Below are 13,083 nucleotides of genomic sequence, written 5' to 3' on the forward strand. Positions count from 1 at the left end.
TCATGCCGCGTGTGCTTTTCCGGGGATGGTCGCCTCGCCGTGCTGCGTCAACGGCTTCATGCCGGTGACTGTGCGCAGCAGCACATAGAACACCGGCGTCAGGAACAGGCCGAACACGGTGACGCCGATCATGCCGGAGAACACCGCGACGCCCATCGCGCGCCGCATCTCCGAGCCCGCGCCGGTCGACAGCACCAGCGGCAGCACACCCATGATGAACGCCATCGACGTCATCAGGATCGGCCGCAGCCGCAGCCGGCTGGCCTCGATCGCAGCGCGGATCGGTGAGCGCCCGGCGAATTCGAGCTCACGCGCGAATTCGACGATCAGGATGGCGTTCTTGGCCGACAATCCGACCAGCACGATCAGGCCGATCTGGGTGAAGACATTGTTGTCGCCCTTCGACAGCCAGACGCCGAACATCGCCGCCAACAGGCCCATCGGCACGATCATGATGATCGAGAGCGGCAGCGCCAGGCTCTCATAGAGCGCGGCGAGCACCAGGAATACCAACAGGATCGCGAGCGGAAACACCCAGATTCCGGAATTGCCGGCGATGAACTCCTGATAGGTCAGGTCGGTCCATTCGAAGGCAAAACCCGGCGGCAGCGTTTCGGCGGCGATCCGTGTTGCCGCCTCCTGCGCCTGGCCGGACGAAAAGCCGGGCGCCGCAGCGGCGTTGATGTCCGACGACAGGAAGCCGTTGTAGCGGATCGCGCGCTCCGGACCTGCACTCTGGCGGACCTTCAGCAAGGCCGACAGCGGCACCATGTCACCGGACGACGAGCGCACCTTCAACTGCCTGATGTCGTCGGCACGCGCGCGGAACGGCGCGTCCGCCTGCACATAGACCGAATAGGTGCGGCCGAATTTGTTGAAGTCGTTGACATAGTAGGAGCCGAGATAGATCTGCAGCGTGTTGAAGACCTCCGTGACCGGGACGCCGAGCTGCAACGCCTTGGTGCGGTCGATGTCGGCGAACAGCTGCGGCACGTTGACCTGGAAGCTCGAGAACGCACCGGCGATCTCCGGCGCCTTCTGGAGCGCGCCCATGAACGCCTTGGTGGCGTCGTTCAGCGCCTCATAGCCGAGACCGGCACGGTCCTCGATCTGCAGCTTGAAGCCGCCGATGGTGCCGAGGCCGTTGACCGGCGGCGGCGGGAACATGGCGATGAAGGCATCCTGGATGCCGGCATATTTCTTGTTGAGCGCGGCCGCGATCGCCGGGCCGCTCAGCGACGGATCCTTGCGCTCGTCGAACGGCTTCAGGGTCGAGAACACGATGCCGGCGTTGGACGAGTTGGTGAAGCCGGAGATCGACAGGCCGGGAAATGCCACCGAGCTTTCGACACCCGGCTGGGTCAGCGCGATGTCGCTCATCTTGCGGATCACTTCCTCGGTGCGGTCGAGCGTCGCGCCGTCAGGCAGCCGGGCAAAGCCGACCAGATACTGCTTGTCCTGCCCCGGCACGAAGCCGCTCGGCACCTGCTTGAACAGCACGCCGGTCAGGCCGATCAAGAGCACATAGAGGCCGATCACCACGGCCTTGCCGTAGATCACCTTGGTGACGGTCCGGCCGTAGTTCTCCGAGGACTTCGTGAAGACCTTGTTGAAGCCGCGGAAGAACCAGCCCAGCGACTTTTCCATGCCCCGGGTCAGCCAATCCTTCGGCTCGTTATGTCCCTTCAACAGCAGCGCCGACAGCGCCGGCGACAGCGTCAGCGAGTTGATCGCCGAGATCACGGTCGAGATCGCAATCGTCAGCGCGAACTGCTTGTAGAACTGTCCAGTGAGGCCGGAGATGAAGGCGAGCGGCACGAACACCGCGATCAAGACAAGCGCGATCGCGATGATCGGCCCGGAGACCTCGCGCATCGCCTGGTTGGTGGCATCGCGCGGCGACAGGCCGGATTCGATGTTGCGCTCGACGTTCTCGACCACGACGATGGCGTCGTCGACCACGATGCCGATCGCCAGCACCAGGCCGAACAGGCTGAGCGCGTTGATCGAGAAGCCGAACACATGCATCACCGCGAAGGTGCCGACGATCGACACCGGAACCGCGATCAGCGGAATGATCGAGGCGCGCCAGGTCTGCAGGAACAGGATCACGACCAGCACGACGAGCGCGATGGCCTCGAGCAGCGTGTGGATGACGGCCTCGATCGACGACCGCACGAACTGCGTCGGATCGTAGACGATCTGGTACGACACGCCTTCCGGCATGTTCTTCTTGATCTCGGCCATGGTCGCACGGACGTGGTCGGAGATCTCCAGCGCGTTCGAACCCGGCGCCTGGAAGATCGGGATCGCGACCGCCTGCTTGTTGTCGAGCAGCGAGCGCAGGCCGTATTCGGAAGCGCCGAGCTCGATCCGCGCGACGTCGCGCAGCCGCACCACCTCGCCGGCCGAGCCGGTCTTCACCACGATGTCGCCGAACTGTTCCTCGGTCGACAACCGTCCCTCGGCGTTGACGGAGAGCTGGAGGTCGAGGCCCTTGACGCTGGGCGAGGAGCCGACCACGCCGGCCGCGGCCTCGACGTTCTGGGCCTGGATCGCGCGCACCACGTCGCTTGCGGTCAATTTATGCTCGGCGGCCTTCTGCGGATCGACCCAGACCCGCATCGAATAGTCGCCGGCGCCATAGAGCTGGACGTCGCCGACGCCGTCGATCCGCGCCAGCCGGTCCTTGACGTTGAGCACTGCGTAGTTGCGCAGATACGTCATGTCGTAGCGGTTGTTCGGCGACAGCAGATGCACGACCATGGTAAGGTCGGGCGAGCTCTTCTTGGTGATGATGCCGAGCTGGCGCACCACGGCCGGCAGGCGCGGCTCAGCCTGCTGCACGCGGTTCTGCACCAGCTGGGTCGCCTTGTCGGGGTCGGTGCCGAGCCGGAACGTCACCGTCAGCGTCATCGCGCCGTCGGTGGTCGCCTGGCTCGACATATAGAGCATGCCCTCGACGCCGTTGATCTGCTCCTCGATCGGCGTTGCGACCGTCTCGGCGATCACCTTCGGATTGGCGCCGGGATAGGTCGCGCGCACCACGACCGACGGCGGCACCACGTCGGGGTATTCCGAAATCGGCATCGCCACCAGCGAGATCAGGCCGGCCAGGAAGATCAGGATCGATAGCACGCCGGCGAAGATCGGCCGGTCGATAAAGAATTTTGAGAGATTCATGGCTCCGCCCCCGCGTGCAGCGCCTAGCGCTGCACGACGTGCTGGTTGGTTTCAGTGGATGCCTGTTGCATGCCGCGCGCGCCCATCTCGGCGACTTCCATCTTCAGAAGTGCGCCGGGACGCACGCGCTGCAGGCCGTTGACGACGATGCGGTCGCCGGATTTCAGGCCGGTGGTGACGATCCGCAGGCCATCGACCGCGCCGCCGAGCGTGACGGAACGGTACACGGCGCGGCTGTCCTCGCCGACCAGCATGACGAACTTCTTGTCCTGGTCGGTGCCGACGGCGCGCTCGTCGATCAGCACCATCGTCTGCTGCTTGGGCTGGCCCATGCGCACGCGGGCAAACTGCCCCGGGATCAGCCGGCCGTCTTCGTTCTTGAACACGGCGCGGACCCGGATGGTGCCGCTCTGCCCGTTGACCTGGTTGTCGATGAGCTGGATGTGCCCCTTGGCGCTGAGGCCGCCCGACGTCACCATGTCGACCGGGATCTGATCGAGATTGCCGCGCTTGCCGGAAGCGTCCGCGATCGAGTTCAGCGCGCGCAGCACGACCTCCTCATCCGCATCGAAGCTCGCATAGATCGGATTGACCGAGACCAGCGAGGTCAGGACCGGCGACGAGGTGCCTGCCGCGACGAGATTGCCGACCGTGATCTCGATCCTGCCGACCCGGCCGTCTACCGGTGCGCGGACCTCGGTGTAGTCGAGATTGAGCTTTGCGGTCTGCAGCGCGGCTTCGGCGGCCTTGACGTTTGCGATCGCCTCGCGATTGGCGTTGTCACGCTGGTCGAAATCGCGCTTGGTGACGATGTTGTTGCCGACCAGCTGTGCGCCGCGCTCGACTTCACTCGTGGTGAAGACCACGCGGGCCTTGGCCGCCTCAAGCTGCGCCTGGGCCCGGTCGACCTCGGCCGCGTAAGGCGCGGGGTCGATCTTGAACAGGATATCGCCGGACTTCACGAGCGCGCCCTCGGTGAAGTTGGTCGCCAGGATCGCGCCCGCCACCCGCGGCCGCAACTGGACGCGGTCGACGGCTTCGAGCCGGCCCGAGAAGTCATCGAACAGGGTGGTCGGCCGCGGCTGGATCACGGCGACGGTCACCGGCACCGCGGGTTCAGGGGCGGCAGCGGCCGCGGTCGCCTGCGCAGCGTGGAAATAGTGGCCGGTCGCGATCGAACCGACCACCGCGAGGGCGCCGAGAATCACGACGCCACCGACAACGCGTCGGAAACGGCCGGAACGGGGATTTTGGGTTGACGAGGGCATTCACGCGCTCCAGAGATTTGTAGTGTTCGCTACAAATGTGGAGCTGGACGCCGGTTCGCAAGATACTTATGTATCGAGCACTATGAATTTATTATCTCATCCGTGGGGAAATGGGAAGACGCGGAAAAACATCACGTGCAACAATAGGATAAGCCAGAGACAAGCTGTCACGGAACCGGCACCCGGCTTACGGAGTAACTGAAAATGGGAATGGGACGCCCCCGCGCCTTCGACGCCGATGCCGCTTTGGACCGGGCCATGGACGTATTCTGGCGCCACGGTTACGAGGGGACCACGATCGCCCAGCTCACCGAGGCGATGAGCATCAATCCGCCCAGCCTCTACGCCGCCTTCGGCAGCAAGGAAGGTCTGCTGAAGGCCGCGCTCGACCGCTATTCCGAAAAGCGCGACGCCTGGATGGAAAAGGTTGTGGGCGCCTCGACTGCGCGAGAGGTAGCCGAAGGATTCCTGATGGAGCACGCGGACGCCCAGACCGATCCCGCCAACCCGCCCGGTTGTCTGCTGGTCCAGGGCGGCCTTGCCTGCGGCACCGGCTCGGAAAATGTTCCGTTCGAACTGGCGGCGCGCCGCACCCGCACCGAAGACCAGCTGCGCGAGCGCTTTGTCCGCGCCAAGGCCGAACGCGACCTCGGCGAGAACGCCGATCCGGTCACGCTTGCTCGCTATCTCTCCGCGGTCACATCCGGCATGTGCGTGATGGCCTCCTCGGGCGCCGACCGCAACACGCTGCGCGAGATCGCGGCGGTGTCGCTGAAGGCGTTCGATGAGCAGGCGAAGGCCTGAGCGCTTCTTTCGTCACCACATGGTCTGGCGCGCGCGCTCCGGCCATTCGCGATCGTATGTCTCGCCGCCGACCGTGTGCTCGCTCATCTCGGCGAGGATCTGACCTGGTGTCGGCAGCGCCTTTGAATCGACCTGCTTGTCCGGATTCCAGAGGTCGGAACGCACGATCGCGCGGGCGCACTGGAAGTAGATCTCGTCCACATTCATCACGATCACCGTACGCGGCGCCTTGCCTTCCATCTTGAAGGAGGCGAGCAGCTCCGGCTCAGCCGAGACATAGGCGCGGCCATTGACGCGCAGCGTGCTGCCCGAGCCCGGAATCAGGAACAACAGCCCGACGCGAGGATCGCGAACGATATTGCGCAGCGAATCGCAGCGATTGTTGCCGCGGCGATCCGGCATCATCAGCGTTTTCGAATCATGGATGCGCACGAAGCCCGGCAGGTCGCCGCGCGGCGAGCAGTCGAGCCCCTCGGGCCCTGAGGTCGCAAGCGACACGAACGGCGACTTCTCGATGAGCACACGATAGAGCGGCGTCACGTGATCGGCGACCTTCACGGTCGACGCGTCATTCGGGAAGCCGTAGATCGCCTCAAGCTGCTCGATCGTGGAAATCACCGACATTCGTGCTGTTCTCCTTTGTGGCTGGTCGTCTCTTGCTACTCGTCCCAGCGCTCGCCCTTGATGATGCGGACAAGCTGTCGCGCGTGATAGTCGGCGGTGCCGGAATTGACGATGGTGAAATCAGGTATCGACGCGCTTTCGTCGACGGTGCGGGCCAGCCGCTGCGCGAGCAGGCCGTCGCTGCTGCGTGCCCGCGCAGCCAGCCGCGCCGCCAGCACATCCGGCGGCGCCGTGATCGAGACAACCACGGCATTGGCATAATTGCGGCGGGCGGCCGCGATCACCGTGCGGGAGACATTCGCGACCACGGTGCGCCCGGCGCGGATCTCATCGTTGATCGCTCGCGACAGCGCGTAGCGATGGCCATGCGCTTCCCAATGCATGGCGTAATCACCGGCGGCGACCGCACGCTGGAGGGTCTCCGCACTGACCTCTTCATTGTCTTCCGACGCCGAGGCCTGGCGGGTGATCAGGCGGCGGGGAAACACGATGTCGCGGTCATCGGCGCAGGCGGCCTTCGCCAGCCCCAGCAGCGTATCCTTGCCGGCGCCGCTCGGGCCGACCACCAGGATCAACCGGCCAGGACCGATCGAGGTGGCGTGCTGCGCGGTGGCGACAGGGACTTCGCTCATGCGACCCTGGCTCCTTCGCGCCAGACGCTGCGCACAACAGGCAGATCGCGCGCGACGTGCACGCGGATCAGATCGGCGCGCCTGCCGACCGCGATCGCGCCGCGATCGGACAGGCCAACCGCCTCAGCCGGCGTCTTGGTCACGGTGCGGACAGCGGACGCAAGATCGATCGCCGGCACATGCCGCGGCAGTTGCAGCGCCGCCATCAAGAGGCTCGACGGGATGTAGTCCGACGACAGGATATCGAGCATGCCCTCATTGGCGAGGTCGACGGCGGCGATGTTGCCGGAGTGGGAGCCGCCACGCACCACGTTCGGCGCGCCCATCAGGATGTCGATGCCGGCGGCGTGCAGACCGCGCGCCGCTTCCATCGTGGTCGGGAATTCCGCGACCGCGACCTTGTCGTTGACGGCGTCGACCACGTTCTCATCCGTGGTGTCGTCGTGGCTCGCGAGCGGAATCTTGTACTGATGCGCCAGCGCGACGATCGCGCGGGTGTTGGCCACGGCATATTCCTTCTGATAGGCGAAGCGCCGGGCGAACAGCACGTCGAGCTGGGCATCGGTCATGCCACCGCCCTTGCCGCGGTAGTAATCGCGCAGCTTCACCTCGTCGCGGAACTGGCGCTGACCCGGCGTATGATCCATCAGCGACATCAGCCGCACGTCGGGCCGGTCGATCAGCTCCTCGGCCTCGGCGACGACATCCGGCATCGGCACTTCGCAGCGCAGATGCAGGAAGTGATCAGCACGCAGCAGATTCTCCTCGCGCGCGGCCGAGATCGCTGCCGCCAGCACGCCGGCGCGGCCGTCGACATCCTCGGCGCCGTCCTCGCGCCAGACCCGCAGCGAATCCAGCACGGTGGTAATGCCCGAGGTCGCGAGCTGCCCGTCATAGGAGATCACCGCAGCGACCGGGTTCCAGAACACTTTTGGCCGCGGCACGTAGTGCATCTCGAGATGGTCTGTGTGCAGCTCGATCAGCCCGGGCATCAGGAGATCGCCGCCGGCGTCCTCCGCTGCCTCGGGCGCCCTGCCCTCACCGAACTCGGCGATCTTGCCGTCAGCGATCGCAACCCAGCCCTGCTCGATCACGCGATCGGCGAGGACCAGCCGGGCGTTGCCGATGATGGTGTCTTGCTTGGCGGTCATTTCAAACGGTCCTTCAGGCAGCAGCGGCGAACGAGGTCACGTCCACGATACGGTCGGCAATCAGATGGCGGATTTCGTCGTCATGGACAATCGCGACCATCGCGACGCCCTTGGTCTTTTTCTCCGCAACCAGCTCGACCACCACTGCGCGATTCGCCGCATCGAGCGAAGCGGTCGGCTCGTCCAGCAGCAGGATCGGCAGGTCCGAGATGAAGCCGCGCGCGATGTTGACGCGCTGCTGCTCGCCGCCGGAGAAGGTCGAGGGCGGCAAGGTCCACAGCCGCTCCGGGATGTTGAGGCGACGCAGCAGTTTCCCGGCGCGTTCGCGAGCTTCCTCGCGCGCTACGCCGTTGGCGATCAACGGCTCGGCGACGACGTCGATCGTCGCCACCCGCGGCACCGCGCGCAGGAACTGGCTGACATAGCCGATCGTCGAGCGGCGGATGCTCAACACCTGGCGCGGCTCGGCGGTGGCGAGGTCGACCACCTTGCCGCGATGGCGGATGCCGATCCGGCCGCTGTCGCAGCGATAGTTGCCGAAGATCATCTTCAGGATCGAGGATTTGCCGGCGCCCGACGGGCCCGCCAGCACCACGCATTCGCCGGGATCAGCGTGGAACGAGACGCCGCGCACCACGGGCAGCTCGACGCCGCCCTGCAGATGCATGGTGAAGGTCTTCTCGGCGTTGGCAAGTTCGATCATCGCGGTCATTGGCAAGCTCATGGCGGCAGTATCGAGGATACGAGCAGCTGCGTATACGGCTCGCGGGGATCGTCGAGCACCTGGTCGGTGAGACCAGTCTCGATGACGCGGCCGCCCTTCATCACCATCACGCGATGCGACAGCAGCCGCGCGACCGCGAGATCGTGGGTTACGACGATGGCGGCGAGGCCGAGCTCGCTGACGAGGTTGCGCATCAGGTCGAGCAGCCGCGCCTGCACCGAGACGTCGAGGCCGCCGGTTGGCTCGTCCATGAACACCAGCCGCGGCTCGGTGACGAGATTCCGCGCGATCTGCAGCCGCTGCCGCATGCCTCCGGAATAGGTCTTCGGCGCATCGTCGATGCGGCCGACATCGATCTCGACGCGGTCGAGCCAGGTCGACGCGGTGTCTCTGATACGACCATAGTGATTCCAGCCGACCGCCATCAGCCGCTCGCCGACATTGGCGCCGGCCGAGACGCCCATGCGCAGGCCCTGGGCCGGGTCCTGGTGCACAAAGCCCCAGTCGGTGCGGAACAGGAAGCGCCGCTCGGCTTCGCCAAGCTCGGCGAGATCGCGCAGCACGCCGTCGCGCATCCGGTAGGACACCCGCCCCGCGCTCGGCGCCAGCTGCGCGGAGAGCAGTTGCAGCAGCGTCGACTTGCCCGACCCGGACTCGCCGACGATCGCCAGCACCTCACCGGGATAGAGCGCGAACGAGACGTCGCGGCAGGCCGGGAGCCGGCCGTAGTTCTTGGCAAGCCCCTCGGCCACCAGCAGCGGCTGATCGTTGTCGAGGCTCGAGAGCTCAGACATGCGCCTTCTCCTTGTGCGGCGCCGCGCTCTCGGTGCCGTGATGGCCGGCGGCCTGGCGCTGCTCGCAGAAGTCGGTGTCGGAGCAGACGAACATGCGCCCGCCCTTGTCGTCGGTGACGATCTCGTCGAGATAGGAGTCGTCAGCGCCGCACAGCGCGCAGGGCGCGTTGAAGCGGTAGCGCGTGAACGGGTGATCCTCGAAATCCAGCGAGACCACGGTGGTATAGGGCGGGATCGCGTAGATGCGCTTCTCGCGGCCGGCGCCGAACAGCTGCAAGGCGGCACAATTGTCCATCTTCGGATTGTCGAATTTCGGCGTCGGCGACGGGTCCATCACGTAGCGGGCATTCACCTTCACCGGATAGGCGTAGGCGGTCGCGATGTGGCCGAAGCGCGCGATGTCCTCATAGAGCTTGACATGCATCAGGCCGTATTCGGCGAGCGCGTGCATGCGCCGTGTCTCGGTCTCGCGCGGTTCGAGGAAGCGCAACGGCTCGGGGATCGGCACCTGATAGACCAGAATCTGTCCGGCGTGCAGCGACGCCTCGGGAATGCGGTGCCGGGTCTGGATTACGGTCGCGTCCGTCGTCGAGGTCGTGGTCGCAACCCCCGCGGTCTTGCCGAAGAACTTGCGGATCGAGATCGCGTTGGTGGTGTCGTCCGAGCCCTGGTCGATCACCTTCAGCACGTCGTCGGGACCGAGGATTGCCGCCGTCACCTGCACGCCACCGGTGCCCCAGCCATAGGGCATGGGCATCTCGCGGCTCGCGAACGGCACCTGATAGCCGGGGATTGCAATCGCCTTCAGGATCGCGCGGCGGATCATCCGCTTGGTCTGCTCGTCGAGATAGGCGAAATTGTATGTCGGCGCGTTCATTCCGCGGCCTCCTGCATTTCCACGGCCTCGTTGGCCTCCGCGAATTCCTGCCGCAGCTTGCGGAGCAGACCGAGCTCGGACTGGAAGTCGACGTAGTGCGGCAGCTTGAGATGCTCGACGAAGCCGGTCGACTGGACATTGTCGGAGTGCGACATCACGAACTCCTCGTCCTGCGCCGGCGCCGCCGCCTCTTCGCCCAGCTCGCGTGCGCGCAGCGCGCGGTCGACCAGCGCCATCGACATGGTCTTGCGCTCGCTCTTGCCGAAGGCGAGGCCATAGCCGCGGGTGAAGCACGGCGCCTCGGTCGTCGAGCCCTTGAACTGGTTGACCATCTGGCACTCGGTCAGCTCGATCGAGCCGAGCGGCACCGCGAAGCCGACGTCTTCGGCAAAGAATTCAACCTCGACTTCGCCGAAACGGATCTCGCCGGCGAAGGGATGGTTGCGGCCATAGCCGCGCTGCGTCGAATAGCCGAGCGCCAGCAGAAAACCCTCGTCGCCGCGCGCCAGATTCTGCAGCCGCAAATCGCGATCGGCCGGGAAGTTCAGCGGCTCGCGCGTGAGGTCGCCGACCGGCGCGTCAAGATCTGCCTGCGGTGACGATTCGATCAAGCCGTCTCGGCCGAGAATGTCGGTGACCCGCGGCGTCGCCGCCTGCGAGGCTTCGGCGGTCGCCGGCTGCTCCGGCACAAACCCTTCCGCGAGCTGCGGATCGAGCAGGCGATGGGTGTAGTCGAAGGTCGGCCCCAGGATCTGACCGCCCGGAACGTCCTTGAAGGTCGAGGAGATGCGCCGCCGCACCAGCATCTCGCCGGTGTTGACCGGTTCGGTGGCGCCGAAACGCGGCAGCGTGGCGCGGAAGGCGCGAACCAGGAAGATCGCCTCGATCATGTCGCCCCGCGCCTGCTTGATCGCGAGCGCCGCAAGTTCGCGATCGTAGAGCGAGCCTTCGGTCATCACGCGGTCGACGCCGAGCGCGAGCTGCTCGGAGATCTGCGCCAGCGTCACCTCGGGCACATCGCGATCGCCGCGCCGCTCATGCGCCAGCAGCCGATGAGCGTTCTCGATGGCGCGCTCGCCTCCCTTGACGGCTACATACATCGCTCACACTCCGCTTGCGATCAGCCGCGTGGTGCGCGGGATCGCGACAATATTGTCGTCGTGGACCAGCACGACGTCGATGCCGCGCGGGAACAGCGCTTCGTTGATCGACAGCCGCTGGAACAGGTCGCGCGGCTTGATCATCGCCTGCAACAGCGTGCTGCCGTCGATGCCGGGCCCCTTCAGCTCGAAGGCCGGGCCCTGCGTCAGACTGTCGACCTGCAGGATCAGCGTGGTGGAGCGGTCAGGATATTCGTTGCTGCCGAACGCGAAATGCTCCAGCGCCGGCAGGTTCGCGGCATCGCCGATCAGCGCGAAGCTTGCGATCGCGGAATCCACGACCACCGGCGCGCTGGCGTGAAACTTCAGCCAGCGCGCGACATCCGGCGTTGCCGACATCGCGGCATCGAGCCAGACCGGCGTGTCGTGGTCGAACAGCGTCAGCGCGATCGCGGCCGAGCCGCGCATCATGTCGGCGGGCGTTCCGACATCAGCGGCGACGCGCTGCACGCTGCCCGGGCGCGCCATCGCATCCATCACGGAGCGAAACGTGGACTGCGCCGACAGCACCTTGTCGGCAAACCCTGCGGGCATTTCGGCAATCGTCGTCATTGCATCACCCCTCACCGCGCACCATCGTGTAGAAATCAACCCGCGTCGCCGCGGTCTCGGCGGCCTTGCGGCTGCGCTCGGCATTCATGGCGACACGCAGCGGCGCGATCACCTTCGCTTCCACCTCGCCGGACAGCTCCGCGGACTGCACCATGGCGTCGCACAGCGCGATCATCTGCGCCTTGTGCGCGTCGCGGCCGAGCGTGTAGCCGAAGCCGACCTCACCGGTCACAAGCCGCACCGCCGCGCGCGACACCGTCGCCTCGCCGAGATTGAATGGCGCACCGTCACCGCCGATCCGCCCGCGCATCATCACGAGGCCGTTCTCCGGCTCGCGCAGGTTCTCATGGCTGGGCACCGCGATCGCCGCCAGCCTGCCTGCGATGTCGGCCGCAGCGGAGTGCGCCAGCACCGTCATCGCGGCCTTGCGCTGGGCCTGTTTGCTGTCTGGTCCGGTCGAACTCATGGTCGGATTCATGGGCAACCTTGCTTGCATCAAGTTGTCTATGATAATAGACAACTTGATAGCCGAGCGCCATGACTGTTTCGTGACAAACCGAAGATTTCTGGTATCACCGCGCCATGAGCATGCAGGAAAGTTCTGGCGTCGCCTTGTGGCGGCAAGTCGCTGACGGCATCGAGCGCGGCATCGCCGACGGCCGCTTTGCTGCGGGCGAAAAGCTGCCCGGCGAGATGGAGATCGCCGAGACTTACCGGGTCAACCGCCACACTGTGCGGCGGGCGCTCGCCGCATTGGCGGAGCGCGGCCTGGTGCGCGCCGAGCGCGGCAGCGGCACCTATGTCGAAGCTCAGCGCCTTGCCTATCCGCTACGCTCACGCACGCGATTCTCCGAGATCGTCGGCGCCGGCGGCCACGAGCCGCGCGGCCAACTGATCGATGCAGGCAGCGACGTCGCCAATCGCGAGATCGCGCGCGAGCTCGGCCTGAAGATCGGTGCGCCGCTGATCCGGATCGAGGCGGTGCGGCTCGCCGACCGGACGCCGATCTGTGTTTCGACTACCTGGCTGTCGGCCGAGCGGTTTCCCGATGCCGGCAGCGTATTCGCCGATGTTCGCTCGATGACCAAGCTGCTCGGGCATTTCGGCGTGAGGGACTACCGCCGCGCCTCGACCCGAATTACCGCGGCGATTGCCGATGCGACCGACGCTGCACGGCTCGATTTGCCGCTGGGCCGGCCGGTGCTGGTGGTCGACGCCACCGACGTCGACATGCTGGATCGCCCGCTGGTGACCAAACGCTCGCGCTTTGCCGCCGAGCGCGTCGAGTTTCTCGTCGAGAATAGCTGAGCGTGC

General features: G+C 65.9%; 13 protein-coding genes. 2 read left to right on the top strand and 11 right to left on the bottom strand.

Annotated features, from left to right (window positions below; all coding sequences use genetic code 11):
• Both BraRD5C2_RS17075 and BraRD5C2_RS17080 read right to left on the bottom strand, forming a co-directional pair.
• Entirely contained in the window at nt 1-3,183 is a 3,183-nt protein-coding gene (locus tag BraRD5C2_RS17075; protein WP_223969881.1) for an efflux RND transporter permease subunit, read from the bottom strand.
• A gap of 23 nt (nt 3,184-3,206) precedes the next feature.
• Nucleotides 3,207-4,451 (bottom strand): efflux RND transporter periplasmic adaptor subunit, encoded by a 1,245-nt coding sequence (locus tag BraRD5C2_RS17080; protein WP_223969882.1) that lies wholly within the window; start codon nt 4,449-4,451, stop codon nt 3,207-3,209.
• A 204-nt stretch (nt 4,452-4,655) separates the two neighbouring features.
• Here BraRD5C2_RS17080 and BraRD5C2_RS17085 point away from each other — a divergent pair, with 204 nt between their 5' ends.
• Entirely contained in the window at nt 4,656-5,255 is a 600-nt protein-coding gene (locus tag BraRD5C2_RS17085) for a TetR/AcrR family transcriptional regulator (RefSeq protein ID WP_223969883.1), read from the top strand.
• Nucleotides 5,256-5,267: 12 nt separating this feature from the next.
• Here BraRD5C2_RS17085 and BraRD5C2_RS17090 read toward each other — a convergent pair whose 3' ends face one another.
• From BraRD5C2_RS17090 to phnG, 9 genes are read right to left on the bottom strand one after another with little or no spacing between them, the layout of a single operon-like run.
• Nucleotides 5,268-5,879, bottom strand: a complete 612-nt coding sequence (locus tag BraRD5C2_RS17090; RefSeq protein WP_223969884.1) for a pyridoxamine 5'-phosphate oxidase family protein — start codon at nt 5,877-5,879, stop codon at nt 5,268-5,270.
• A gap of 35 nt (nt 5,880-5,914) precedes the next feature.
• A complete protein-coding gene (gene phnN / locus BraRD5C2_RS17095; protein WP_223969885.1) occupies nt 5,915-6,511 on the bottom strand; it encodes a phosphonate metabolism protein/1,5-bisphosphokinase (PRPP-forming) PhnN in 597 nt (198 codons plus the stop codon).
• Entirely contained in the window at nt 6,508-7,662 is a 1,155-nt protein-coding gene (locus BraRD5C2_RS17100; RefSeq protein ID WP_223969886.1) for an alpha-D-ribose 1-methylphosphonate 5-triphosphate diphosphatase, read from the bottom strand. Before BraRD5C2_RS17100 ends, phnN begins: the two co-directional genes overlap by 4 nt.
• Before the next feature lie 13 nt (nt 7,663-7,675).
• Nucleotides 7,676-8,374, bottom strand: coding sequence for a phosphonate C-P lyase system protein PhnL (gene phnL, locus BraRD5C2_RS17105; protein ID WP_223969887.1), 699 nt, complete (start codon nt 8,372-8,374; stop codon nt 7,676-7,678).
• Nucleotides 8,375-8,382: 8 nt separating this feature from the next.
• Nucleotides 8,383-9,180: a phosphonate C-P lyase system protein PhnK gene (phnK, locus tag BraRD5C2_RS17110; protein WP_050423104.1), complete on the bottom strand. Its 798-nt coding sequence runs from the start codon at nt 9,178-9,180 to the stop codon at nt 8,383-8,385.
• A complete protein-coding gene (locus BraRD5C2_RS17115; RefSeq protein ID WP_223969888.1) occupies nt 9,173-10,057 on the bottom strand; it encodes an alpha-D-ribose 1-methylphosphonate 5-phosphate C-P-lyase PhnJ in 885 nt (294 codons plus the stop codon). The genes phnK and BraRD5C2_RS17115 overlap by 8 nt, the downstream gene beginning before the upstream one ends.
• Nucleotides 10,054-11,157, bottom strand: coding sequence for a carbon-phosphorus lyase complex subunit (locus tag BraRD5C2_RS17120; RefSeq protein ID WP_223969889.1), 1,104 nt, complete (start codon nt 11,155-11,157; stop codon nt 10,054-10,056). Before BraRD5C2_RS17120 ends, BraRD5C2_RS17115 begins: the two co-directional genes overlap by 4 nt.
• 3 nt (nt 11,158-11,160) lie before the next feature.
• The gene (gene phnH / locus BraRD5C2_RS17125; RefSeq protein ID WP_223969890.1) at nt 11,161-11,769 is read right to left on the bottom strand and encodes a phosphonate C-P lyase system protein PhnH; all 609 of its coding nucleotides are present in this window, start codon (nt 11,767-11,769) and stop codon (nt 11,161-11,163) included.
• A gap of 4 nt (nt 11,770-11,773) precedes the next feature.
• Complete coding sequence (phnG, locus tag BraRD5C2_RS17130; RefSeq protein WP_223969891.1) at nt 11,774-12,235, bottom strand: phosphonate C-P lyase system protein PhnG; 462 nt, start codon at nt 12,233-12,235, stop codon at nt 11,774-11,776.
• 116 nt (nt 12,236-12,351) lie between these two features.
• Here phnG and phnF point away from each other — a divergent pair, with 116 nt between their 5' ends.
• A complete protein-coding gene (phnF, locus tag BraRD5C2_RS17135) occupies nt 12,352-13,077 on the top strand; it encodes a phosphonate metabolism transcriptional regulator PhnF (RefSeq protein ID WP_223969892.1) in 726 nt (241 codons plus the stop codon).
• The last annotated feature ends 6 nt before the right edge of the window (nt 13,078-13,083 follow it).

This window comes from Bradyrhizobium sp. RD5-C2 (assembly GCF_019972155.1).
Classification (GTDB): Bacteria; Pseudomonadota; Alphaproteobacteria; order Rhizobiales; family Xanthobacteraceae; genus Bradyrhizobium.